This window comes from Pseudomonas sp. SZ40 (genome assembly GCF_052958135.1).
On record NZ_JBQWIF010000003.1, the window covers coordinates 79,731 to 102,732 of the forward strand.

Annotated in this window: 20 protein-coding genes; 10 read left to right on the forward strand and 10 right to left on the reverse strand. The window is 62.0% G+C overall.

What is annotated here, in order from left to right; translation table 11 throughout:
- Positions 1-24: 24 nt before the first annotated feature.
- Positions 25-672, forward strand: a complete 648-nt coding sequence (locus ACT9T4_RS04160; protein ID WP_042552593.1) for a hypothetical protein — start codon at positions 25-27, stop codon at positions 670-672.
- Between the two features lie 11 nt (positions 673-683).
- Here the strand turns inward: ACT9T4_RS04160 and ACT9T4_RS04165 are convergent, their stop codons facing one another.
- The 4 genes from ACT9T4_RS04165 to ACT9T4_RS04180 form a co-directional block, all read right to left on the reverse strand.
- A complete protein-coding gene (locus tag ACT9T4_RS04165) occupies positions 684-1,451 on the reverse strand; it encodes an SDR family oxidoreductase (RefSeq protein ID WP_042552594.1) in 768 nt (255 codons plus the stop codon).
- Between the two features lie 24 nt (positions 1,452-1,475).
- The gene (locus ACT9T4_RS04170; protein ID WP_042552595.1) at positions 1,476-2,543 is read right to left on the reverse strand and encodes a phosphotransferase family protein; all 1,068 of its coding nucleotides are present in this window, start codon (positions 2,541-2,543) and stop codon (positions 1,476-1,478) included.
- Positions 2,544-2,740: 197 nt separating this feature from the next.
- Positions 2,741-3,052, reverse strand: coding sequence for an SCP2 sterol-binding domain-containing protein (locus ACT9T4_RS04175; RefSeq protein WP_042552596.1), 312 nt, complete (start codon positions 3,050-3,052; stop codon positions 2,741-2,743).
- A 57-nt stretch (positions 3,053-3,109) separates the two neighbouring features.
- Positions 3,110-3,808, reverse strand: coding sequence for a histidine phosphatase family protein (locus ACT9T4_RS04180; protein WP_042552597.1), 699 nt, complete (start codon positions 3,806-3,808; stop codon positions 3,110-3,112).
- A gap of 209 nt (positions 3,809-4,017) precedes the next feature.
- On the opposite strand from ACT9T4_RS04180, the gene sohB reads away from it, so the two are divergent.
- Both sohB and ACT9T4_RS04190 read left to right on the forward strand, forming a co-directional pair.
- A complete protein-coding gene (gene sohB, locus ACT9T4_RS04185; RefSeq protein ID WP_042552598.1) occupies positions 4,018-5,037 on the forward strand; it encodes a protease SohB in 1,020 nt (339 codons plus the stop codon).
- Positions 5,038-5,074: 37 nt separating this feature from the next.
- Positions 5,075-6,067, forward strand: a complete 993-nt coding sequence (locus ACT9T4_RS04190; RefSeq protein ID WP_042552599.1) for a YhdH/YhfP family quinone oxidoreductase — start codon at positions 5,075-5,077, stop codon at positions 6,065-6,067.
- A 138-nt stretch (positions 6,068-6,205) separates the two neighbouring features.
- Here the strand turns inward: ACT9T4_RS04190 and ACT9T4_RS04195 are convergent, their stop codons facing one another.
- Positions 6,206-8,584, reverse strand: a complete 2,379-nt coding sequence (locus ACT9T4_RS04195; protein ID WP_499115634.1) for a catalase — start codon at positions 8,582-8,584, stop codon at positions 6,206-6,208.
- Positions 8,585-8,829: 245 nt separating this feature from the next.
- Between ACT9T4_RS04195 and ACT9T4_RS04200 the strand changes: the two genes are divergently transcribed.
- Entirely contained in the window at positions 8,830-9,048 is a 219-nt protein-coding gene (locus ACT9T4_RS04200; RefSeq protein WP_042552601.1) for a hypothetical protein, read from the forward strand.
- A gap of 50 nt (positions 9,049-9,098) precedes the next feature.
- Here ACT9T4_RS04200 and ACT9T4_RS04205 read toward each other — a convergent pair whose 3' ends face one another.
- Complete coding sequence (locus ACT9T4_RS04205; RefSeq protein WP_042552602.1) at positions 9,099-9,596, reverse strand: DUF934 domain-containing protein; 498 nt, start codon at positions 9,594-9,596, stop codon at positions 9,099-9,101.
- On the reverse strand, positions 9,580-11,238 hold the full coding sequence (locus tag ACT9T4_RS04210) for a nitrite/sulfite reductase (protein WP_499115637.1): 1,659 nt from the start codon (positions 11,236-11,238) through the stop codon (positions 9,580-9,582). Before ACT9T4_RS04210 ends, ACT9T4_RS04205 begins: the two co-directional genes overlap by 17 nt.
- A 635-nt stretch (positions 11,239-11,873) precedes the next feature.
- Between ACT9T4_RS04210 and ACT9T4_RS04215 the strand changes: the two genes are divergently transcribed.
- The 3 genes from ACT9T4_RS04215 to ACT9T4_RS04225 all read left to right on the forward strand — a co-directional run bounded on the left by ACT9T4_RS04215 (position 11,874) and on the right by ACT9T4_RS04225 (position 13,996).
- Positions 11,874-12,800: a ZIP family metal transporter gene (locus ACT9T4_RS04215; RefSeq protein WP_042552604.1), complete on the forward strand. Its 927-nt coding sequence runs from the start codon at positions 11,874-11,876 to the stop codon at positions 12,798-12,800.
- A gap of 143 nt (positions 12,801-12,943) precedes the next feature.
- Positions 12,944-13,654, forward strand: a complete 711-nt coding sequence (locus ACT9T4_RS04220) for a substrate-binding periplasmic protein (RefSeq protein ID WP_499115640.1) — start codon at positions 12,944-12,946, stop codon at positions 13,652-13,654.
- Between the two features lie 39 nt (positions 13,655-13,693).
- Positions 13,694-13,996 carry a DUF1883 domain-containing protein gene (locus ACT9T4_RS04225; RefSeq protein WP_499115642.1) on the forward strand — a complete coding sequence of 101 codons (303 nt, stop codon included), beginning with the start codon at positions 13,694-13,696 and terminating at the stop codon, positions 13,994-13,996.
- A gap of 38 nt (positions 13,997-14,034) precedes the next feature.
- On the opposite strand, the gene ACT9T4_RS04230 is transcribed toward ACT9T4_RS04225, so the two are convergent.
- From ACT9T4_RS04230 to metH, 3 genes are read right to left on the reverse strand one after another with little or no spacing between them, the layout of a single operon-like run.
- Positions 14,035-14,454 (reverse strand): hypothetical protein, encoded by a 420-nt coding sequence (locus ACT9T4_RS04230; RefSeq protein ID WP_042552607.1) that lies wholly within the window; start codon positions 14,452-14,454, stop codon positions 14,035-14,037.
- 26 nt (positions 14,455-14,480) lie between these two features.
- A complete protein-coding gene (locus ACT9T4_RS04235) occupies positions 14,481-14,801 on the reverse strand; it encodes a DUF5629 family protein (RefSeq protein WP_499115644.1) in 321 nt (106 codons plus the stop codon).
- Positions 14,798-18,514, reverse strand: a complete 3,717-nt coding sequence (gene metH, locus ACT9T4_RS04240; protein ID WP_499115646.1) for a methionine synthase — start codon at positions 18,512-18,514, stop codon at positions 14,798-14,800. Before metH ends, ACT9T4_RS04235 begins: the two co-directional genes overlap by 4 nt.
- A 197-nt stretch (positions 18,515-18,711) precedes the next feature.
- Here metH and ACT9T4_RS04245 point away from each other — a divergent pair, with 197 nt between their 5' ends.
- From ACT9T4_RS04245 to nfuA, 3 genes are all read left to right on the forward strand, one after another.
- Positions 18,712-20,991, forward strand: a complete 2,280-nt coding sequence (locus ACT9T4_RS04245) for a fatty acid cis/trans isomerase (RefSeq protein WP_499115648.1) — start codon at positions 18,712-18,714, stop codon at positions 20,989-20,991.
- Positions 20,992-21,227: 236 nt separating this feature from the next.
- Positions 21,228-22,247, forward strand: a complete 1,020-nt coding sequence (locus tag ACT9T4_RS04250) for an acyltransferase family protein (protein ID WP_179538184.1) — start codon at positions 21,228-21,230, stop codon at positions 22,245-22,247.
- Positions 22,248-22,318: 71 nt separating this feature from the next.
- Entirely contained in the window at positions 22,319-22,903 is a 585-nt protein-coding gene (gene nfuA / locus ACT9T4_RS04255; protein ID WP_042552611.1) for a Fe-S biogenesis protein NfuA, read from the forward strand.
- The last annotated feature ends 99 nt before the right edge of the window (positions 22,904-23,002 follow it).

Genomic DNA, 23,002 nt, shown 5'->3' on the forward strand with positions numbered 1-23,002 from the left:
TTTCACGTACAAGGAATTGATTCCATGCAGTACAACGGTCTTGCCTGGGCGACGGCTCTGCTGGCGTTGCTGGTGCTCTTCGTCGCGGTGCGTATCCTGTTCGGCGGGCGCTGGTTCCTGGCCTGGCTACGCGGCACCTGCGGGCTGGTATTTCTGCTCGCCGCAGTGCTGGTCGGGCTGGTGGCCTACGACCTGAGCCGTTACGAACCATGGCCGGCGGACAAGCCACTGCTGACCCTGAGTTTTCATCGTGCGGGCAATGTCTATCAGGTCGATATCACCGAGGGCGCTGCCCAGCGCAGCGTCAATCTGGAGGGCGACCTGTGGCAGCTGGATGCGCGCCTGTTGCAATGGAAGGGGCTGGCGGACCTGATCGGCCTCGAGCCGGGCTATCGCCTGGAGAAGCTCAACAGCCGTTTCCTGGCCATCGAGCAGCAGAGCCAGGCTCGCTACACCCAGGTGGAGCTGACCCAGAGCCTGTATGGCGTCGATCTGTGGCGCTGGCTGCGCCTGGGCCAGCATGATCTGTTCATGTTCGATGCCCAGGCCCGCCGTGTAACCTATCTGCCGATGGCCGATGGGGCGGTATTCAACATCAGCCTGACGCCTACCGGGTTGCTGGCCCAGCCGATGAATCAGGCCGCCCACCAGGCGCTGCAGGACTGGCAGTAGGGCGCGTAGCCTCAGGACAGGAAGCCACCGTCGACATTCAGCGACACGCCGGTGGTGTAACTCGACGCGTCGCTGGCCAGGTAGAGCACCGCGCCGGCCATTTCGCTCGGGTCGGCGACGCGCTTGAGCGGAATGCGCTGCAGGGCGAAGTTGAGGATCGCCTCGTTCTTGGTCAGCGCCGAGGCGAAGCGGGTATCGGTGAGCCCGGGGAGCAGGGCGTTGCAACGGATGCCGAACTGCGCGCATTCCTTGGCGAACACCTTGGTCATGCTGATAACGGCAGCCTTGGTGACCGAATAGATGCCCTGGAACTCACCCGGTGATACGCCGTTGATCGATGCCACGTTGATGATGCTGCCGCCGCCGCTTTCCTTCATCAGCTTGCCGCCTTCGATGGACATGAAGTAGTAGCCACGGATATTCACGTCGACCGTCTTCTGGAAAGCTCCGAGATCGGTATCCAGCACGTTGCAGAACTGCGGGTTGGTCGCGGCGTTGTTGACCAGAATGTCGAGGCGGCCGAAGCGCTCGCGGATTTGTGCGAATACCGCCTGGATCTGCTCCATCTCGCCAATGTGGCAAGCCATCGCCACTGCCTTGCCACCTTTGGCAATGATGGCATCCGCCACCGTCTGGCAGTCGTCCAGCTTGCGGCTGGCGACGATCACCTGGGCGCCTTGCTGGGCCAGCAGATGGGCGATCGCTTCACCGATCCCGCGGCTGGCACCGGATACGAAGGCGATCTTGCCATCGAGGTCGAACAACTGGGTCTTGGACATGTGAGCCTCTCTGAATGGGTGACGTCAAAGTGACGAGCGAGCGATGACCCCAAGAGCCATCTGTTCCAGCAATGCGTTCATCTGCACGAATGAGGCGAAGCGCTTGTCGGCGGTCTGACCGTGGTAGTAGCGGTAATAGATCTGCTGAACGATTCCGGCGAGGCGGAACAGGCCGTAGATGTAATAGAAGTCGAAGCACTCGATCTCGATGCCGGCGCGTTGCGCGTAGTAATCGACGAAGGCCTGGCGAGTCAGCATGCCGGGGGCATTGCTCGGCTGGCGGCGCATCATCTGCACGGCGGGTGGGTCGTCTGCCTCGATCCAGTAGGCGAGGGTGTTGCCCAGATCCATCAGCGGGTCGCCCAGGGTGGTGAGTTCCCAGTCGAGCACGCCGATGATGCGCATGGGATCCTGCGGATCGAGAATCACATTGTCGAAGCGATAGTCGTTGTGCACGATTGCCGGTTGCGGGTGGTCGGCCGGCATCTTCTCCTGCAACCAGCGCCTGACCTCTTGCCAGAGCGGTGCGTCGGGTGTCAGGGCGTTATCGTAGCGCTCGCTCCAGCCACTGATCTGTCGCGCCACGTAGCCGTCCGGCTTGCCGAGATCGGCCAGGCCGCAGGCGGCGTAATCGACCTGATGGAGTTCCACGAGACGGTCGATGAAGCTCTCGCACAGGGTGGTGGTCTGCGCAGGCGTGAACTGCAGTTCGGCAGGCAGATCGGCGCGCAGGATGATGCCCTCGACCCGCTCCATGACGTAGAACTCGGCGCCGATGACCGACGGATCGGTGCAGTGCACGAAGGCTTGCGGGCAATAGGGGAAGGCGTCACGGAGCCTGTTGAGAATGCGGAATTCGCGGCCCATGTCATGGGCCGACTTCGCCTTGCTGCCAAACGGCGGGCGACGCAGCACCAGTTCCCGATCGGCATAGCGCAGCAGATAGGTCAGGTTCGAGGCGCCGCCGGGAAACTGGCTGATTTGCGGTGTGCCGCTCAAACCATGCATATGCGCCTTGAGATAGACGTCGATGGCAGTGGCGTCGAGTTCCTCGCCCTGGCGAATGGCACTGGATCGGTCGGTGAGTGTCATCCCTATCCCTTTCTAGTTGTCGTTGGCGGTGATGATCTGGCCAATCTAATCAGCCCGGCCCGGGGCCACAAGCACATCACCGGCTTATCGATATGGCTGTTGGTAGCGGATCAAGGCCGCTGATGCGTCCCTGGCAGACGAAAAAAAACCGGAATCGCAAGACTCCGGTTTTGGCTGCCGAACCTGTCGCTGCGGTCTCAGACCGGGAACAGTTCGCTCAGCTTGAGCGCCAGCATCATGTCGCCCTCGGCGCGCAGCTTGCCGGCCATGAATGCCTGCATGCCGTCGGTTTCACCGGTGGTGATGCCCTTGAAGGTTTCCTTGTCCATGATCAGCGTGACGTTGGCGTCCGGGCTGTCGCCCTGTTTGACGTCGCAGGTGCCGTCCTTGACGATCAGGTAGTGGTTGTCGGCATCTTCGATATTGAACTGGAAGACCAGGTCCAGGCCTTCGGCGGCGCTGGGGTTGAACTTGGCCTGCATGGTTTGGACGATGTCTGCGACGCTCATGGTGGTTTCCTTTGTTTTCGGGGTGTTCTGCACCCTCGCGGGTACGTTGGCCGAAGCTCAGCGATAGGTGATGAGCGACGGTGTATTCAACAGCTGCAAATGGGCGTGGCTGTTGAACGAAGCCAGGGTCACCCGCTCGCCCTGAAACTTCAGGCAGCTTAGCGAGGTGTTGACGATTTGCCAGTTCATCGCGAAGGCACTGGCGACCGGCATGCCGGTCAGCAGGTGCAGCAACGCGGTGATGGTGCCGCCGGAGGTGAACACGGCGATTTTCTCTCTGGATGTTGCACTGCCGAGCAGGCGCTGCAAGCCGCCGTCCACCTGGTCGACGAAAGCCTGCCAGCTTTGCAGCGCCGGGGCGTCGTAATCGCCACCTATCCAGGTTTCCAGCAGCCGCACGAACAGGCGCTGGAATTCGGCGCGGTTGTGCGCGGCGTCACGCATGATCTCGACGGCCTTCGGCTCATGGGGTAGCAGTGCCGGGAGCAGGGCGCGGATAACGCCCTCGGCATCGAATTCATTGAATGCCGGATCGGTTTCCAGCGCAGGAGCCTGCTCCAGTTGTTCGAGTACCAACCGCCCGGTGTGGGACTGGCGCAGCAGGCTGCCGCTGATCGCCCGATCAAGGCGTAGCCCGGTTTGCGCCAGGTGGCTGCCAAGCAGGCTGGACTGCTGCGCGCCCAAGGGCGAGAGAACGTCGTAATCCTCTGCACCGAACGAAGCCTGGCCATGTCGAATCAGGTAGATGCTGCCCACGTCCGCTGCAACCCGGGAACCTTGAATGTTTGCCGAGGGTAGGAGGGTGGCCCGAGGCTGTCAACGAAAATTCATACGTTTGTTTGAATTCGTATGGCATGCATCCGCTGAAAGCCGCGAAGCTGTCTGGCCGTGCCCAGGTGGCGCCGGTATGCTTGGGTAACGCAAGGTCTCTATGAGAGGCCATCGATTGGATAGAGGGGAAGTGTGTGGAGTTTCTTGCTGATTACGCAGGGTTTCTGGCCAAGACGGTCACGCTGGTGGTGGCCTTCATCGTCGTACTGGTCGCCCTCGTCGCAGTGCGCAGCCGTGGTCGCCGTGGTGGTGGCCAACTGCAGGTGGTCAAACTCAACGATTTCTACAAGGCACTGCGTCAGCGCCTGGAGCAGTCGATCCTGGACAAGGATCAACTCAAGGCCCTGAGCAAGGAGGAAGCCAAGTCGGCCAAACTTGCCAAGAAGAAGCCGCAGCAGAAGTCCCGGGTTTACGTGTTGGATTTCGATGGCGACATCAAGGCCTCGGCGACCGACGGCCTGCGTCACGAAATCACCGCGCTGCTGAGCCTGGCCACGCCTCAGGATGAGGTCGTGCTGCGCCTGGAAAGTGGCGGCGGCATGGTACACAGCTACGGGCTGGCATCCTCGCAGCTGGCGCGTATCCGCCAGGCCGGCGTGCCGCTGACGGTGTGCATCGACAAGGTCGCGGCCAGCGGCGGCTACATGATGGCCTGCATTGGCGAGAAGATCATTTCCGCACCCTTCGCCATCCTCGGTTCCATCGGCGTGGTCGCCCAGTTGCCGAACGTCAATCGCCTGCTGAAGAAGCACGATATCGACTTCGAGGTGCTGACCGCTGGCGAATACAAGCGCACCCTCACGGTGTTCGGCGAAAATACCGAAAAGGGCCGGGAGAAGTTTCAGGAAGACCTGGAAACCACCCACGAGCTGTTCAAGAACTTCGTCGCTCGCTACCGCCCACAGCTGGAGATCGATGAAATTGCCACCGGCGAAGTCTGGCTGGGCATGGCTGCACTGGAAAAACAGCTGGTCGATGAGCTGAAAACCAGTGACGAGTACCTGGCCGAGCGTGCCCGCGACGCCGATCTGTTCCAACTGCACTTCGTGCAGAAGAAATCCCTGCAGGAGCGTGTCGGTCTGGCTGCCAGCGTGGCGCTGGATCGCTTTGCACTGACCTGGCTAGGCCGTCTCGGTCAGCAACGCTTCTGGTAACCGCTACGTTCCGCCAAGGCGGATGAAGGAGGTTTGGATGACGAGTTTTTTCGCTCTACAGGCAGCCCCGGATGCAAGTGGCACCTTCGCCCAGCAGGTGGTCGAGCGCGATGTCGCCGACTTGCCGGCGGGCGAGCTGCTGATCCGCGTTCAGTACTCTTCTCTCAACTTCAAGGACGCGCTCTCGGCCAGTGGGCAGCGGGGTGTCAGCCGTCATTACCCGCATACCCCGGGCATCGATGCGGCGGGTGTGGTGGAGCATTCCAGCGCCGCGGAATTCAACGAGGGCGACGAGGTGATCGTCACCGGCTACGACCTCGGCATGAATACCGCTGGCGGTTTTGGCCAATACATCCGTATTCCCGCCGGCTGGGCGATCAAGCGGCCCCAGGGGCTGTCACTGCGTGAATCGATGATTCTCGGTACCGCAGGCCTGACTGCCGCCCTGTGCGTCGACAAGCTGGAACGTGCCGGTCTAGCCCCGGACGACGGTCCGGTGCTGGTGACTGGCGCTACGGGCGGTGTGGGCAGCATCGCGGTGATGTTGCTGAGCAAGCTGGGCTATCAGGTGACGGCGGCGACCGGCAAGGCGCAGGAAAGCGAACTGCTGACCCGCCTCGGTGCCACCCAGGTGATTCCGCGTCTCGAGCTGCAGGCAGGCTCCGATCGACCGCTGCTGCGCGAACAATGGAGCGGTGCGGTGGATACGGTCGGGGGCGACATCCTCTTCAACGTTCTCAAGGCCACCCAGTACGGCGGCAGCGTCGCTTGCTGCGGGCTGACTGCGGGCGTCGAATTTCAGGCCAGCGTGCTGCCCTTCATCCTGCGTGGTGTGAATCTGCTGGGCGTCGACTCGGTCGAGCTGCCACTGGTGGTCAAGGCATCGATGTGGGACAAGCTGTCGCTGCAGTGGAAACTGCCGAACCTCGATGATCTGGTCAGCGAAGTGGGGTTGGCGCAGTTGCCCGAGGCGATCGAGCGAATTCTGCAAGGTGGTCAGGTCGGGCGGATACTGGTCAGGCTGGACTGACGTCAGCGGCTTTGTGAACGAAGCGCCCGGTATCGCCGGGCGTTTTCATGTCAACTGCCCTGTGGCGGGTTGCGTCGATCCGCGCCGCGGATCAGGGCAAAAAAAGCCCGGCGGGTGCCGGGCTAGATGGTGCGGGTATCAGACTTGCGGTGGGTTGGTCTCGCGGGATGGATGGCGGTGCTGGGCGATACCGGCGATCAGTTGATCGATGAGCGTCTGATCCGCACTGCTGCCGTCGTAGACCCCGGCAGGCGCGCTCTGCAGCGGCACATCGGCTTTCTCGAGCAACTGAGTGCCGGCACCGATGGCGAGAATGCTCTTGCCGTGGCGGAAGCTGTCACGCACGAACTCCAGCGCGCGCCCATCCGCTTGCAATGCGGTGCTGGCATCCTGGCCATCGGGTACCACCAGCGCATCGAAGAGTGGTGCCGGCTGGTTTTCCAGCGAGCAGTCGGCTTCGATGACATTGCCGTCAGCGGCGTTGAACGGACCTACCCGTGGGCCAACCAGGCGTACCACCGCGCCTTCGGCCTGCAGGGCGCTAGACACCGCTTGCAGTGAAGTGGCGTCTACACCGGCAGCCAGAAGAATCGCCACCTGGCGGGTACGAATGCTGCCATCGCCTGGTCGTGCCAGCAGCGACAGCGCAGGAGAGTCCTCTATTTCAGCCGCTATGGGCTGCGGGTTGGCCTTTGGCAACGGCTCCGGCAATGGCATGCCGAGACCATCGGCGACGCCCTGAGCCAGGGTTTCCGAGATATTGCGCAGCATCGCCAGGGTACGGTTACGAATACCGGGCACAGTCACCTTGCTCAATTCGAAGCGCAGCGCATCGATGATGTGCTGTTGCTCGTGGTCCGCCTGGCTGTTGAAGAACAGGCTGGCCTGGTTGTAGTGCTCGGCGAACTTCTCTGGCTTGCCACGCACTTCGTCACCCTGAATCGGCTCGGGGAAGGGGACGAAGCCCATCTCGCCGTTCTGGAACGGGCAGCCACCCGCCAGGGAGTTCGGCTCGTAGGCCACCCGACCACGGTGGATGGTCTGCCGATGCATGCCGTCGCGTTGATTGTTGTGCACCGGCACAACCGGGGCATTGATCGGCAACTCCTGGAAGTTGGCACCACCCAGGCGAGTGATCTGGGTATCCACGTAGGAGTGGATGCGCCCGGCCAGCAGCGGGTCGTTGCTGAAGTCGATGCCTGGCACCACATGTGCGGTACAGAAGGCCACCTGCTCGGTTTCAGCGAAGAAATTGTCCGGGTTGCGGTTCAGTACCATGCGACCGATCGGGCGCACGGGTACCAGTTCCTCGGGAATCAGCTTGGTCGAGTCGAGAATGTCGAAACTGAAGGATTCCGCCTCGGCCTCGGAGATGACCTGTACGCCCAGCTCCCATTCCGGGTACTCGCCGGCCTCGATGGCTTCCCAGAGATCGCGGCGGTGGAAGTCCGGGTCGGCGCCGGAAATCTTCACCGCCTCGTCCCACACGTGGGAGTGGGTGCCGAGCTTCGGGCTCCAGTGGAATTTGACGAAGTGCGATTCCCCTGCGGCGTTGACGAAACGGAAGCTGTGCACGCCAAAGCCCTGCATCATCCGGTAGCTACGCGGGATGCCGCGATCGGACATGACCCACATGATCATGTGCGCCGACTCCGGCATCAGCGAGATGAAATCCCAGAAAGTGTCATGGGCCGATGCTGCCTGCGGCATGCCGTGGTGGGGTTCGGGTTTGACCGCATGGACCAGGTCGGGAAACTTCATCGCGTCCTGAATGAAGAACACCGGGATGTTGTTGCCCACCAGATCCCAGTTGCCCTGGTCGGTGTAGAACTTCACCGCGAAACCACGGGCATCACGGGCGGTGTCCTTGGAGCCACGCTCGCCGGCCACGGTGGAGAAACGCACGAAGACCGGAGTCTGCTTGCCGGCTTCGGCGAACAGCGAGGCGCAGGTCAGGTCCTGCAGCGAATCGTAGCTCTCGAAGTAGCCGTGGGCTGCCGAGCCGCGAGCGTGGACGATGCGCTCCGGAATCCGCTCATGGTCGAAATGGGTGATCTTCTCGCGGAGGATGAAGTCCTTGAGCAGCGCCGGGCCACGCAGCCCCGCCTTGAGCGAGCTCTGATTGTCCGCGATGGGCACGCCGAGGTTGGTGGTCATGCCCTGGCCGCCGCTGTCGGCACGGACTCTCGGCAAATGGCCACTGGCGGCATTGACGCCCTGTTCGGGCGCGTCACCGGTCTTCTCGTTGGTATTGGTCTCGCTGACGGTGCTGGCGCCCACGCTGAAGGGGCAGCCGACCGCAGCGCCCTGGCGGGGCTTGCTGGAGGCCTCACCGTATTCATCGGCCTTGTTGGCGTTGTGCGGCATGGCGTCGACGGTTTCGCCGGTGGCACGCTTCTGTTCGATGACTGCCTTGCCGGTTCCGGCAGGCGGCGCCGCAGCGGCGGCGCTATCGCTTTTCAGATAGGCGCTGTCGGCGGCGGAGGATTTCGGGGTGGAGGTTTTGCGCGAAGCCATTTGCTTTATCCTCATCAGGGCTGCCACGCATCGGTTGTGCGCAGCTAATTGCAGACAAGGGCCGCCGAGCGATTTGTAGTAGTTGCTCTGGCTCGACGCCCATGGCCTTGGTAGGCCTATGGGTACGAATGACCTGACGCGAGTTAGGTTCAGGGTAAAGTCCTCAACGGTCACCGGCCTTGTGCCACCTTGGAGAGGATGCAACGATGCCCCCCGCACGATTATTCACCGATACAGGAAATACCATGGATACGATGGCGGTTACGATCGAGGACTGGGATGGCGACGGTGCCATACGGCTGCCCGATGAGGCGTTGCAGGAACTTGGCGTCGACGTGGGTGACAGGCTCTATCTTCTGGAGACCCTGGTGGGCAACCAGAAAGCCTTCATCCTCTCCAGGCAACCACAGATTCCCGAACGAATCGATGAGCTTGCCGAGCAGTTCGGCAAACTGGATCGGTAGGGCGGACAGCGCCCAGAAAAAAGCCCCGCCGATTGGCGGGGCTCCTGGTTTCAGGCGCGGCGCCTGAACAGAGGTACCGGCTGGTCGCTGGAGGCCTGATAGACCTCGGCGAACTCCTCGAAGGCTTTCAGCGCGTCTTCGGGGTCCTTGTCTTCGCGCAGGGCGAAGGCATCGAAGCCACAACGCTTGAGCGCCCACAGCTGGTCACGCAGCACATCACCGATGGCGCGCAGCTCACCCTTGAAGCCGTAGCGGGTGCGTAACAGGTAGGCGGAGGAGGAGTGGCGACCATCGGTGAAGGCCGGGAAGTTCAGCGCGATGAGCTGAAAATCGTCCAGCGCGTCGACGATGGACTCGATCTCTTCCTCTGCATCCAGCCACACGCCCAAGCCGCCGTCGCGCGCTTTGAGCGCGTTGCCATGCTCCAGCCAGAGTGCCAGCGGGACGATCAGGTCGTCGCAGTTGGACAGCTCTTCGAAGGTGGTTTCCTTCGGCAGCAGGTGCCAGCTTTCGTCGACGATCTGGCCGTTCTTAATGATTCGCTGCATATACGCGCTCCTTGAACGGGGCGACACCGATACGGCGGAAGGTGTCGAGGAAACTCTCTTCTTCGGTACGTTGTTCGACGTAGACGTTGACGATCTTGTCGATCACGTCCGGCATGTCGTCCTGAGCGAAGGACGGGCCGAGGATCTGCGCCAGGCTGGCGTCACGCCCGGCGCTGCCGCCGAGCGACACCTGGTAGAACTCCTGGCCTTTCTTGTCCACACCGAGAATGCCGATGTGGCCCACGTGGTGGTGGCCGCAGGCATTCATGCAACCGGAGATGTTCAGGTCGATGTTGCCGATGTCGAACAGGTAGTCGAGGTTGTCGAAGCGCCGCTGAATGGCTTCGGCGACCGGAATCGACTTGGCGTTGGCCAGGGAGCAGAAGTCGCCACCCGGGCAGCAGATGATATCGGTCAGCAGGCCCACGTTCGGCGTGGCGAAACCCTGCTCGCGCAGCTCGCCCCACAGGGTGAACAACTGCTCCTGCTCGACGTCCGCGAGAATGATGTTCTGGTTGTGGCTGTTGCGCACCTCACCGAAGCTGTAACGGTCAGCCAGCTCGGCGATGGCCTCGAGCTGCTTGTCGGTCACGTCGCCCGGCGCTACGCCAGTCGGCTTGAGCGACAGCGTCACGGCGACGTAACCCGGCTTCTTGTGGGCGAAAGTGTTGCGCTCGCGCCAGCGGGCGAAGCCTGGATGCTCGGCGTCATGGCCAGCGAGGAGGGCGTCCTGATCCTGCAGCGCCTTGTAGGCCGGGTCGACGAAGTGAGCGGCGACGCGCGCCACCTCTGCATCGGTCAGGGTGGTCGGGCCGTCCTTGAGGTGCGCCCACTCGGCGTTCACGCGTTCGGCGAACACTTCGGGGGTCAGCGCCTTGACCAGGATCTTGATGCGCGCCTTGTACTTGTTGTCACGACGGCCATAGCGGTTGTACACACGCAGGATGGCGTCGAGATAGGAGAGCAAATGCTTCCACGGCAGGAATTCGTTGATGAAGCTGCCAACGATAGGGGTACGTCCGAGACCGCCGCCCACTGCTACGCGGAAGCCCAGCTCACCCGCTTCGTTGTTCACCGCTTCCAGGCCGATGTCGTGCACTTCGATGGCCGCACGGTCACTGGTCGAGCCATTGACGGCAATCTTGAACTTGCGTGGCAGATGGCTGAACTCGGGATGGAACGTCGACCACTGACGGATGATCTCGCACCAGGGGCGTGGATCGATCAGTTCGTCCTTGGCAACACCGGCGAACTGGTCGGTGGTGGTGTTACGGATGCAGTTGCCGCTGGTCTGGATCGCGTGCATCTGCACGGTAGCCAGTTCGGCGAGAATTTCAGGCACGTCTTCCAGCTCCGGCCAGTTGAACTGGACGTTCTGACGGGTGCTGATGTGGGCATAGCCCTTGTCGTAATCGCGGGCGATCTGTGCCAGCTTGCGCACCTGCGTGGAAGACAGCAGGCCGTAGGGGACGGCGACGCGCAGCATGGGCGCGAAACGCTGAATGTACAGACCGTTCTGCAAGCGCAACGGACGGAATTCTTCACCGCTCAGTTCGCCACTGAGATACCGGCGGGTTTGATCGCGGAACTGCTTGACGCGGTCCTCGACGATTTGTTGGTCGTACTGGTCGTATACGTACATGGAGAATCCTGTTATCAGGCTGCTTGCCAGATCGGTGAAAGGCTACTGCGCGCAGCTGTGCGGTATTGGAATCAGCGTCGCGACGGTTAACCGTCCGTTTACTGATTCCGTTCCTGGCTAGCCGTCGCTCGCAACGTTCTCGATGACCTGTTACAGCAAATCTGCGCGCACGGCCGCGCACTCCAGGCGGAGCCGGGGGAAGATACCAGTTCAGGTTTATGCGCAAAAGTGACGTTTTAATATATGAAAAGAACTTTTGGTGCTAAGCAACAGTGCATGCATAACTGCACGGGGCGAGCCTGCAGCGCGGCCGGGCCGAATCGCTCGCCCAGGTCGGGCGCCACTCGGGAATGGTTCGCAATAGCCCGATAAAACAAGTGCTTGCAGATCTGGCGCGCAGACTATCCGGTGACCCTGAGCGGCATGTCCATCGCCTGGGAGTCAGCAGATGCTGGCAACCGATGATCGGGGGGGATGCCGATTCGATCATACGCCGACCCTGGCTTGAAGATAGTGCGCTGATCTCCGGTTAGACGGCCGGCATGCAACGTTAAGATGAAACGCCGCGGATCATCGGGCTGTCGCAGCTATCAAGTGGATATCAACGTCTTCGTTCATTCGGTCAGAGGGGTTACATGCAAACGCTTTCGCAGCCCACCAGTTTTCTGCAGGCCTGGCTCACTCAGGTGCGGGCATCGCCCTGGGTCGCCGCCGGGCTCGCGGTTGCCCTGCTGGTCGTGCTCTGGTTACTGATAAGCAGCCTTTTCAACGTATACGAAGACGGGCACCCCGAGCGTGTGCGTCATGCGCTATACGGTGGCGGAGCTGGCTTCGCGGCCACCGCTCTGGGGGCGTTGGCGGCGCTGGCGCTTGGCACCATCAGCGTAAGAACCCAGGACAGCCTGCTTGGCTTCGCCGCGGGCATGATGCTCGCCGCCAGTTCCTTCTCGCTGATCATCCCGGGCCTGGAGGCTGCCGAAAGCATCACCGGCAGCGGCATGCTCGGCGCCGCCACCGTGGTGGTCGGCTTGGCCCTTGGTGTCCTGCTGATGCTGGGTCTCGATCACTTCACCCCGCACGAGCACGAGAGTACCGGGCCGCTCGGGCCGCAGAGCGAACGCTTGAACCGCGTATGGCTATTCGTCTTCGCCATCACCTTGCACAACCTGCCGGAAGGTATGGCGGTTGGTGTCGGTTTCGCCGGCGACGACATGAAGGTGGGGATTCCTCTGGCCACCGCCATTGCCATTCAGGATATTCCCGAAGGCCTTGCGGTCGCCCTGGCGCTGCGTACCACCGGCCTGTCGGCCTGGCAGGCGGCGCTGATCGCGGCGGCCAGTGGACTGATGGAGCCACTGGGGGCTCTGGTTGGCGTTGGCATGTCCAGCAGCTATGCGCTCGCCTATCCGATCGGCCTGGGGCTGGCTGCCGGGGCCATGCTGTTCGTGGTGTCCCATGAAATCATCCCGGAAACCCATCGCAACGGTCATCAGACGCCTGCGACACTCGGATTGATGGGCGGATTTGCTGTGATGATGTTCCTGGATACGGCACTGGGCTGATTGGCGTTTCTGCGCACCTGATGCACACTGCAGCCGAGCGGTCGGATAGGGGGGCGCGTGTGCGGATAAGTGATGTGAGGGCGTGCTGTCTCCGGGCTGGCTGCGCACTCCTGGTTGTCGGTGCGCTATGGGGTGCAGGCAGCGTGCAAGCCGAGCCGTTGAATATCTATGTCGGTCAGGGGCAGATGCCATTCGCCGATGGCGTGGCCGACCGAGCGGGCCTGTTTGGCGATCTGATGCGGGAATTGTGCGCTCGTACCGAGCAACAATGCGTTTTTCGCAGCGTACCCTGGCGCCGGGTGTTGAGCGAGGCGAGCGACGATGAGCACGGCATCGTGCTGAACCTCGGGCGTACTGCCGAGCGTGAGGGCGATTTCGCCTGGCTGCTCGACGTGCTGCCCACTCCCTACGTGCTGGCCAGCGTCGATCACCCTTACAACAGCCTGGCCGAGGCGCTGAAGGCTGGCCCGGTAGCGGTCATGGGGGGGACACCCAGAGCCAACGATATCAATGCCATTCGTACCTCGGGGCAACGGGTCGTCGAAGTCACCGATCCACAGCAGGCTGCTCAGCTGCTGCACAGCGGCCGGGTGGTCGCCTGGTTCGAGATCGACCTGCGTGCGCTGTATCTGTGGCGTGAGTTGGGGTACGAGGCGCCGCTGTTGTTCGGCAAGCCACTCAGCCAGACGCGCAGCCATATCGCCGCCAGCCTCAGGTTCGATGGCGCGCAAGCCATGCGCCAGAGAATGAGCGACGCCTTCGCGCAAATGCGCAGCGACGGCAGTTGGCAGCGCATATTGGCGAGCTATCTGGGCCTGGAAAAGTCACAGACTTTGCTGTCGGACGGCTGGTGAGTCATGCTATCGCCCTGAAAACACCGCGTGGAGCGCCTGATGAAGTTCATACACCAGCGCGAGCACCTCAACGAAGACGACCTGGTCGTCATCGAATGCTCGCAACCCTGCAATATCCGCCTGATGAGCGACGCGAATTTTCGCAGCTTCAAGAATGGTGGCCGGCATACCTATCACGGCGGGGCTTTCGATAAATTCCCGGCAAAGATCACCGTGCCCAGCAGTGGTTTCTGGAATATCACCGTCGATACCGTGACCCGCAAGGCGATCAGCGTCACCCGCAAGCCGACGCTGAAGCATTCCATCAAGATCGTGCGCCGCTCGTCTTCCGATCTGTCCTGATACCGCCAGGTCTCGCCATGCAGCCTGGCGGCGAGGCCCTAAATCACGCTGGTATTGAAGCCTTCCTCGATAAGCAGTTCACCCGTGGCGGGCGTGAAGCTGCAGATAACTTCCAGCCCGAGATAATCGGCCGACTCGTGAGCGTCCTCTTCGAGGCAGCGGATCTGGATCCACAGTTGGTAGTCACCGTCATCGCGATAGCCTTCGAACGTTTGCGAGCCAATGTAGTACTGGCCCGATAGACGGCTGCGGCTGGGGAATTGCTCCTCATCGCCAAAGCACTGCCTAGGGTCGTTGACGAACGCATTGATGCGCTCGTCCAGGCTGGCGTGAATCCGCTCCAGCAGCGGCTCGAAAGCCCGCTGGCTGGCCTCGCCATCATCGCCGAGGTAGTCGGTCACGTGGCGTGCGTAGTCGGGAGCCCAGTGCGGCGGGTCGATGCGGGTCATCTTCAGCACGTGGGCTTCTCCTCGAGGGTGGGCTGCTACTCGTCGTCGCTGCTGGCTGCGGTCGCGGCAAAACAGCGGAGCTGATGATCACCCAGCGTCCAGCTGTCATTGGCAGAGCGATACTCGGCCTCCATCACTGCGTTATAGCTGAACTGCCAGCGTTTGCGCTCACGACCGTCCTGCACCTCGATGGTCAGGACGGTGGCTTCGCTGGCGAACGGCTGATCGGCTTCGGCGGCAGCCTCGGCCTGGTCGAGCAACCTGTCGTCGAGCTGGAAGTCGAAGGCATGCAGGCCGTCGATCTCCAGCATGTCGGCGGTTTCCAGCTGGTCGAGCAGGTAAGGTTGATCACTCATTCGTCGTATCCCAGGTTGGGTGCCAGCCAGCGTTCGCTGACGGTAATGTCCTGATTCTTGCGCTCGCTGTACTGCTCGATCTGGTCCTTGTCGACCTTGCCGACGGCAAAGTACTGGGCCTCCGGGTGGGCGAAGTACCAACCGCTGACAGCCGCTGCAGGGAACATGGCGTAGTGCTCGGTGAGGAACACGCCGCTGCGGCCCGCCTTGTGGTAGTCGGCCTCCGGGTCGAGCAGGTTGAACAGGGTTCGTTTCTCGGTGTGATCCGGGCAGGCCGGGTAACCGGGGGCAGGGCGGATGCCCTTGTAGGCTTCCTTGATCAGATCGTCGTTGCTCAGGTGCTCATCAGGCTGATAGCCCCAGTGCTCCCTGCGCACGCATTCGTGCAGCCATTCGGCGCAGGCTTCGGCGAGGCGGTCGGCCAGCGCCTTGACCATGATCGAGTTGTAATCGTCGCCGTTGGCCTCGTAGGCCTTGGCCACTTCCTCGGCACCGATGCCCGCGGTGGTAATGAAACCGCCGACGTAGTCGCTGATGCCGCTGTCCTTCGGCGCGACGAAGTCGGCCAGGGACAGGTTCGGCTTGCCGTCGGGCTTGATGGTCTGTTGGCGCAGGTGGTGCAGGGTGGCAAGCGGCTGGCCGTCCTCGCCATAGACTTCGATGTCGTCGTCGCGTACCTGGTTGGCCGGCCAGAAGCCGAATACGGCACGGGCCTTGATCAGCTTCTCGTCGATCAGCTTCCTGAGAATCACCTTGGCGTCATTGAACAGGCTGGTGGCCGCTTCGCCGACCACCTCGTCGGTGAGGATGCGCGGGTACTTGCCGGCCAGGTCCCAGGAGATGAAGAAAGGCGTCCAGTCGATGTACTCGGCCAGCACGTTGAGGTCGATGTCATCGAGCACCTTCACGCCGGTAAAGCTCGGCTGCGGCGCGGTGTAACCGGCCCAGTCGAACGTCGGCTTGTTGGCGACGGCCTTGTCGTAACTCAGGCGCTCGGTGCGCGAGGCACGGGCCGAGGTGCGTTCGCGCACCACCACATAATCGTCGCGAGTGCGCTGCACGAAGTCGGGTTTGAGTTCCTTGGACAGCAACTGAGTCGCCACGCCCACGGCGCGTGAGGCGTCGGTGACGTAGACGACCGCATCGTTGCTGTACTGCGGGTCGATCTTCACCGCGGTGTGCGCTTTCGAGGTAGTGGCGCCGCCGATCATCAGGGGCAGGGTGAAGCCCTGGCGCTGCATTTCCTTGGCGACGTGCACCATTTCGTCCAGCGACGGGGTGATCAGGCCGGACAGGCCGATGATGTCGCATTTCTCGGCGATAGCGGTCTGCAGGATCTTCTCTGCCGGCACCATCACGCCAAGGTCGACGATGTCGTAGCCGTTGCAGCCGAGCACCACGCCGACGATGTTCTTGCCGATGTCATGCACGTCACCCTTTACCGTGGCCATGAGAATCTTGCCCTTGGCTTCCGGCTTGTCGCCTTTCTCGGCTTCGATGAAGGGAATCAGGTGGGCGACGGCCTGTTTCATCACTCGGGCGGACTTCACTACCTGGGGCAGGAACATCTTGCCCGAGCCGAACAGGTCGCCAACGATGTTCATGCCGCTCATCAGCGGCCCTTCGATGACTTCGATCGGCCGCGTGCATTGCTGACGGCACTCCTCGGTGTCTTCGACGATGAACGCGGTGATGCCCTTGACCAGGGCGTGTTCCAGGCGCTTGTCGACCGGCAGCGAACGCCACTCTTCGTTCTCGACTTCCTTGGTCGCGCCACCGCCCCGGTAGTTGTCGGCGATCGCCAGCAGCGCATCGGTGCCCCCTGGGGTGCGGTTGAGCACCACGTCTTCGACCTTGTCGCGCAGCTCTTTGGGAATCTCGTCGTAGATCTCCAGCTGGCCGGCGTTGACGATGCCCATGGTCAGGCCATTCTGGATGGCGTAGTAGAGGAACACCGAGTGGATCGCTTCGCGCACCGGGTTGTTGCCACGGAACGAGAACGACACGTTGGATACCCCGCCCGAACTCAGTGCGTAGGGCAGGTTGTCGCGAATGAAGGCGCAGGCTTCGATGAAGTCCACGGCGTAGTTGTTGTGCTCCTCGATGCCGGTGGCGACCGCGAAGATGTTCGGGTCGAAGATGATGTCTTCCGGCGGGAAGCCCACGTCGTTGACCAGAATGTCGTAGCTGCGCTGGCAGATCTCGCGCTTGCGGGCGGCGGTGTCGGCCTGGCCGACCTCGTCGAAGGCCATCACCACGACGGCAGCGCCATAACGCTTGCACAGCTTGGCGTGGTGCTTGAACTGCTCGACGCCTTCCTTCATGGAGATCGAGTTGACGATGCCCTTGCCCTGGATGCACTTCAGGCCTGCCTCGATCACTTCCCACTTGGATGAGTCGATCATGATCGGCACGCGGGAAATGTCCGGCTCGCCGGCGATCAGGTTGAGGAACCTGACCATGGCCGCCTTGGAGTCGAGCATGCCCTCGTCCATGTTGATGTCGATCACCTGGGCGCCGGCTTCCACCTGCTGTAGGGCGACTTCCAGTGCCTCGGTGTAATTCTCTTCACGGATCAGCCGGGCGAACTTGGCCGAACCGGTGATGTTGGTGCGCTCGCCGACGTTCACGAACAGCGACTTGCGGTCGATGGTGAACGGCTCCAGGCCGGACAGACGGCAGGCCTTAGGAATATCCGGGATCGGCCGCGGCGGGTACTTGGCGACCGCCTCGGCAATGGCCTGGATATGCCCAGGCGTGGTGCCGCAGCAACCACCGATGATATTGAGGAAGCCGCTGGCGGCGAACTCTTCGACCACCGCGGCCATTTCCGCGGGGGTCTCGTCGTATTCACCGAACGCGTTGGGCAGACCGGCGTTGGGGTGCGCGGAAACGTGAGTACCAGCCTTGTTCGATAGCTCTTCCAGATAGGGCCGCAGGTCGGCGGCGCCGAGGGCGCAGTTGAGGCCCACGGAAATCGGCTTGGCGTGGGCGACCGAGTTCCAGAACGCCTCGGTGGTCTGCCCGGACAGCGTGCGGCCGGAGGCGTCGGTAATGGTGCCGGAGATCATGATCGGCAGCTCGACGCCATCCTCGTCGAACACCTGTTGTACGGCGAAGATCGCCGCCTTGGCATTGAGGGTGTCGAAGATGGTCTCGATCAGGATCAGGTCGGCGCCGCCCGCGATCAGGCCGCGGGTGGCCTCGGTGTAGTTGTCCACCAGCTCGTCGAAGGTGACGTTGCGGTAGCCCGGATCGTTGACGTCCGGAGAGATCGAGCAGGTGCGGCTGGTAGGGCCCAGTACGCCGGCGACGAAACGCGGGCGATCCGGGGTTTCCAGGGTCTTGGCATCGGCCACCTCGCGGGCCACCCGGGCTCCGGCCAGGTTCAGCTCATAGGCCAGCGACTCCATGCCGTAGTCGGCCTGGGACACCTGGGTGGCGTTGAAGGTGTTGGTTTCGAGGATGTCCGCGCCGGCATCCAGGTAGGCCTTCTCGATGGCCGCGATGATCTGCGGCTGGCTGAGCAGCAGCAGGTCGTTGTTGCCCTTGACGTCGCTCGGCCAGTCGGCGAAGCGCTCGCCGCGGTAATCGGCTTCTTCCAGCTTGTAACTCTGGATCATGGTGCCCATGCCGCCGTCGAGAATCAGGATGCGATTCTTGAGGGCTTGCTGAAGTGCTTGAAAGCGGGCGTTACGATCTGACAAGGGCATGGAAAAGGCTCTGAACGGGAGGCTACGACAAGACCGCAGATGATAACAAACCTTGGCGGATTTTCTGCGCTGCGCGGTTGTGCATGAAATATGCTCATGTTCGCGGGGGCGGACCTGCCATTTTCGCTCGATGCAGGCATAGCGATAGCACAAGCGAGACGGCTAGAATGGCCGGCTATTTTTTTGGATTTGCGACCATGCGCTACCGGCTGCTGTTGAGTGTTTGTCTTGCCTTGATCAGCCCGTTGGCGGTGGCGCAGTCGGTTTCTTATACCCGCGACATCGAGCCGATCTTCACCCAGAACTGCGTGGCCTGTCATGCCTGTTACGACGCGCCGTGCCAGCTCAACCTGGGCAGTGGCGAGGGCGTCGAGCGCGGTGCCAGCAAGGCCACGGTCTATGACGGTACGCGCACCAAGACCCAGGCCACCACACGGCTGTTCATGGACGCCCACGGTGAGCCGGCCTGGCGCCGCAAGGATTTCCACTCGGTACTCGAACAGCAGGGCGGCCAGGCTGCGTTGATGGCGCGCATGCTCGAGCTCGGGCATGCCACGCCTTTACCCGCCAACAGCAAGCTGCCCAAGGACCTGGCCATTGGCATCGACCGGGAAAACCAGTGTCCGTTGCCCGGCGAGTTCGAGGCGTTCGCGGCCAAGAACCCCATGGCCGGCATGCCGTTCGCGGTCACCGGCCTGACCGCGCAGGACTACCAGACGGTGCAGCGCTGGCTGGAGCAGGGCGCGCCGCTCGACGAGCAGGCATTGCAACCCAGTGCAGGCGAAGCGCGGCAGATCGCCGAGTGGGAGCGTTTTCTCAACGCCCCGGGTGACGAGCAGGGCCTGGTCAGCCGCTGGCTGTATGAGCATCTGTTTCTCGCGCACCTGCATTTCAAAGGTGGCGAGCCCGGGCACTTCTTCCAACTGGTGCGTTCGCGCACGCCCAGCGGCCAGCCGGTGGACATCATCGCCACCCGACGTCCCAATGACGATCCCGGTACCACCGTCCATTACCGCCTGATGCCGATCCAGGGCGTGATCGTCCACAAGACCCACATCACCTACCCGCTGAGCGCCGAGAAGCTGGCCCGGGTCAAATCGCTGTTTTTCGGTAGCGACTGGCAGGTGGGCGTGGTGCCGGGCTACGGGGTGCAGCGCCGCTCCAACCCGTTCGAAACCTTCGAGGCGATTCCGGCTCAGGCGCGTTATCAGTTCATGCTCGATAACGCCGAATACTTCGTGCGCACTTTCATCCGCGGGCCGGTATGCCGAGGGCAGATCGCTACCGACGTGATTCGCGACAACTTCTGGGTGGTCTTCCAGGACCCGCAGCATGATCTGTACATCACCGACCCAGCTTATCGGGGCGAGACGACACCGTTGCTGTCCATGCCTGGCCAGCTCGACCAGATCGGCGACCTGCTGGGCCTGTGGCGCGCCTACCGCAACAAGCGCAACGATTACGAGGCCCTGCGCACCTCCGGCTATGCCGAGGCGCCTGCGCCTGACTGGTCACACATCTGGCGCGGCAACGACAACGCGCTGTTGTCGATCTTCCGTCAGCACGACAGCGCCTCGGTGCGCAAAGGGCTGGTCGGCGAAATTCCGCAGACCCTGTGGTGGATGGATTACCCACTGCTCGAGCGTACCTACTACCAACTGGTGGTGAATTTCGATGTATTCGGCAATGTCTCGCATCAGGCGCAGACTCGCCTGTACTTCGACCTGATCCGCAACGGAGCGGAGCAGAATTTCCTGCGCCTGATGCCAGCCGACGCGCGTTCCGGGCTGTTCAGCGACTGGTATCAGAAGAGCGGCAAGCTCAAGGCGTGGATGGATTACTACCCGCTGGACCGGAAAACCCCGAGTGGCCTGCCACTCTCCGGCGAGGATCCCAAGCGGCAGTTCGCCGAGCAGTTGCTGCAGCGCTTCGCCGCCCTCAATGCACGGCCTGACCCGATCAATCGTTGTACCGGTCAGCACTGCCATCGCGATGGCCTGCCAGCCGACCTGCAGCAGGCGGAACAGGCACTGAGTCGCCTGGCCTCCAGGCCTGCCTCGCAACTCAAGGTGATCCACCAGTTGCCGGAAGCGACCTTGTTACGTGTCGAGGCTGGCAATGGTCGCCGTGAGGTCTACAGCCTGTTGCGCAACCGCGCGCACAGCAACGTGGCCTTCATGCTTGGCGAGGACCTGCGTTACCAGCCACGTCTGGACACCCTGACCCTCTATCCGGAGGTGATGACCAGCTACCCGAACTTCATGTTCTCGGTGCCGGCCAGTCAGGTGGCGGATTTCGTTGACGCTCTGGAGCAGGTCGACAATTCCGCCAGCTTCGACAAGGTGGTCGAGCGCTGGGGCATTCGTCGTACCCATCCGCAGTTCTGGCGGTATTTTCACGACCTGAGCGCGCATATCCGTGAGCACGACCCAGTGGAAGCCGGCGTGCTGGACATGAATCGCTACGAGAACCTCTGACCCCGTGCAGCGCTTGGCGCCGAGCGCTGCAATGCCTGTAAAGCACGGGCCGCATCGCCAGTGCCGTCGCCTCCAAGCTGCACCTGCGCAGCGTGGAATCCGGCGGGCAGCCATGGCCTGCCGGGCACCTAGGGGCATTTCTCTCGACCTTTCTCAAACCGCTGCGGTCGGACCTTGTGGTGGTCTGATTCCGGGCCACCCGTATCGGTTTCAACGAGAGGGAGAATGGCGGTTCTATGCTGATTTCAGTGCAGGCATTGCGGGCGTTGGCAGCCTGGGTAGTGGTCTTTCACCATGTCATGCAGGTGTTCTTCGATTTCAAGGCAGATAGCTTCATGGGCTATCTGTTCACCGACAAGGGAGCCGTCGGTGTCGATATCTTCTTCGTGATCAGCGGGCTGGTGATCTACCTCTCCACCCAGGGCAAGAGCATCACCCCCTGGCGCTTCATGCTCAACCGCGCGCTGCGTATCGTCCCGGCGTACTGGCTGTATTCGCTGATCGCCGCCCTGATCATCGCCTTCGCCAACCCGGTGATGCCGACCCAGGCATTCGATATGCAGCACCTGATGATGTCGCTGCTGTTCATCCCCGCAGAAAACCCCGCTGGTTTCGGTCTGTACCCCACGCTCAACGTCGGCTGGACACTGAACTACGAGATGTTCTTCTACCTGCTGTTCGCGCTGGCCTTCATGGTTCCAGAGCGCTTGCGCCTGCTGCTGATCACCAGCACCTTGCTGGTTTTCGGGCTACTGGCGACGCAGCCCTGGGTCAGCGATTTCTACCGCAACAGCATCGTCTACGAGTTTCTCTTCGGCGTGCTGCTGGGCATGGTCTACAACCGCGGCTGGATCCGCCAGGGCTTGTGGCTGCCACTGCTGCTCATCGCCGGCTCGCTGCTGGCCATCTATCACCTGGACAACACCATGCGCCTGTTGCACTGGGGCGTGCCGAGTGCGCTGATCGTCGCCGCCTGCATCGCCATGGAGCCCTGGTTCAAGGACAATCGCCTGCTGGCGCGAATGGGCGACTGCTCCTACTCGGTGTATCTGCTGCACGTGATCGTGCTGTCGCTGGGCTGGTACCTGCAGGCCAGCCTGGATCTCAATCCCTATGTGGTGATCGCCGCGTGCATGCCGCTGATCGCCCTGGCGTCCTGGGGCAGCTACGAGTTGATCGAAAAGCGCTTTTTCGTGCAGGCCAAGGTATGGATCGCCGAACGCACGGGCAGCGGCCGTGTTCAGGCGCTATCCTGAGTAAAATAGTAGGACTTTGTCCGGGGCCGCCATTTGGCGTACAATTCAGCACATGACCGTGAGGAGTTGCCATGAGCACTATTACCATTACCGATGCCGCCCATGATTACCTGGCAGACCTGCTGAACAAGCAGAATACTCCCGGAATCGGCATTCGCGTTTTCATCACCCAGCCCGGTACCCAGTACGCGGAAACCTGCATCGCCTACTGCAAGCCCGGTGAGCAGAAGCCGGAAGATCAGGCCATCGGCCTGGCCAGCTTCACCGCGTGGATCGACGCCGTCAGCGAGCCGTTTCTGGAAGACGCCGTGGTCGACTACGCCACCGATCGCATGGGTGGCCAGCTGACCATCAAGGCGCCAAATGCCAAGGTGCCGATGGTCAACGAAGACAGCCCGCTCAACGAGCGTATCAACTATTACCTGCAAACCGAGATCAATCCCGGTCTGGCCAGCCACGGCGGCCAGGTGACACTCATCGACGTGGTCGACGAAGGCATCGCCGTACTGCAGTTCGGTGGTGGTTGTCAGGGGTGCGGCCAGGCCGACCTGACCCTCAAGGAAGGTATCGAGAAGACCTTGCTCGAACGCATTCCGCAGCTCAAGGGTGTGCGTGACGTGACCGATCACAGCAATCGCGAAAACGCGTACTACTGATCATCGGCTTGCTGCAAAAGGCGACTTCGGTCGCCTTGTCCGTTTTCAGGGTGCTACGGTTCACGAAAGCAGGATAAAAAAACAAAAGCGTAATGGCAT

Coding starts and splice junctions, on each gene's coding strand:
- ACT9T4_RS04235 (WP_499115644.1), bottom strand. CDS start 14,801: ATGAGTGATCAACCTTACCTGCTCGACCAGCTGGAAACCGCCGACATG.
- nfuA (WP_042552611.1), top strand. CDS start 22,319: ATGAGCACTATTACCATTACCGATGCCGCCCATGATTACCTGGCAGAC.
- ACT9T4_RS04215 (WP_042552604.1), top strand. CDS start 11,874: ATGCAAACGCTTTCGCAGCCCACCAGTTTTCTGCAGGCCTGGCTCACT.
- ACT9T4_RS04165 (WP_042552594.1), bottom strand. CDS start 1,451: ATGTCCAAGACCCAGTTGTTCGACCTCGATGGCAAGATCGCCTTCGTA.
- ACT9T4_RS04170 (WP_042552595.1), bottom strand. CDS start 2,543: ATGACACTCACCGACCGATCCAGTGCCATTCGCCAGGGCGAGGAACTC.
- ACT9T4_RS04195 (WP_499115634.1), bottom strand. CDS start 8,584: ATGGCTTCGCGCAAAACCTCCACCCCGAAATCCTCCGCCGCCGACAGC.
- ACT9T4_RS04200 (WP_042552601.1), top strand. CDS start 8,830: ATGGATACGATGGCGGTTACGATCGAGGACTGGGATGGCGACGGTGCC.
- ACT9T4_RS04205 (WP_042552602.1), bottom strand. CDS start 9,596: ATGCAGCGAATCATTAAGAACGGCCAGATCGTCGACGAAAGCTGGCAC.
- ACT9T4_RS04210 (WP_499115637.1), bottom strand. CDS start 11,238: ATGTACGTATACGACCAGTACGACCAACAAATCGTCGAGGACCGCGTC.
- ACT9T4_RS04190 (WP_042552599.1), top strand. CDS start 5,075: ATGACGAGTTTTTTCGCTCTACAGGCAGCCCCGGATGCAAGTGGCACC.
- ACT9T4_RS04160 (WP_042552593.1), top strand. CDS start 25: ATGCAGTACAACGGTCTTGCCTGGGCGACGGCTCTGCTGGCGTTGCTG.
- ACT9T4_RS04250 (WP_179538184.1), top strand. CDS start 21,228: ATGCTGATTTCAGTGCAGGCATTGCGGGCGTTGGCAGCCTGGGTAGTG.
- ACT9T4_RS04175 (WP_042552596.1), bottom strand. CDS start 3,052: ATGAGCGTCGCAGACATCGTCCAAACCATGCAGGCCAAGTTCAACCCC.
- metH (WP_499115646.1), bottom strand. CDS start 18,514: ATGCCCTTGTCAGATCGTAACGCCCGCTTTCAAGCACTTCAGCAAGCC.
- ACT9T4_RS04245 (WP_499115648.1), top strand. CDS start 18,712: ATGCGCTACCGGCTGCTGTTGAGTGTTTGTCTTGCCTTGATCAGCCCG.
- ACT9T4_RS04225 (WP_499115642.1), top strand. CDS start 13,694: ATGAAGTTCATACACCAGCGCGAGCACCTCAACGAAGACGACCTGGTC.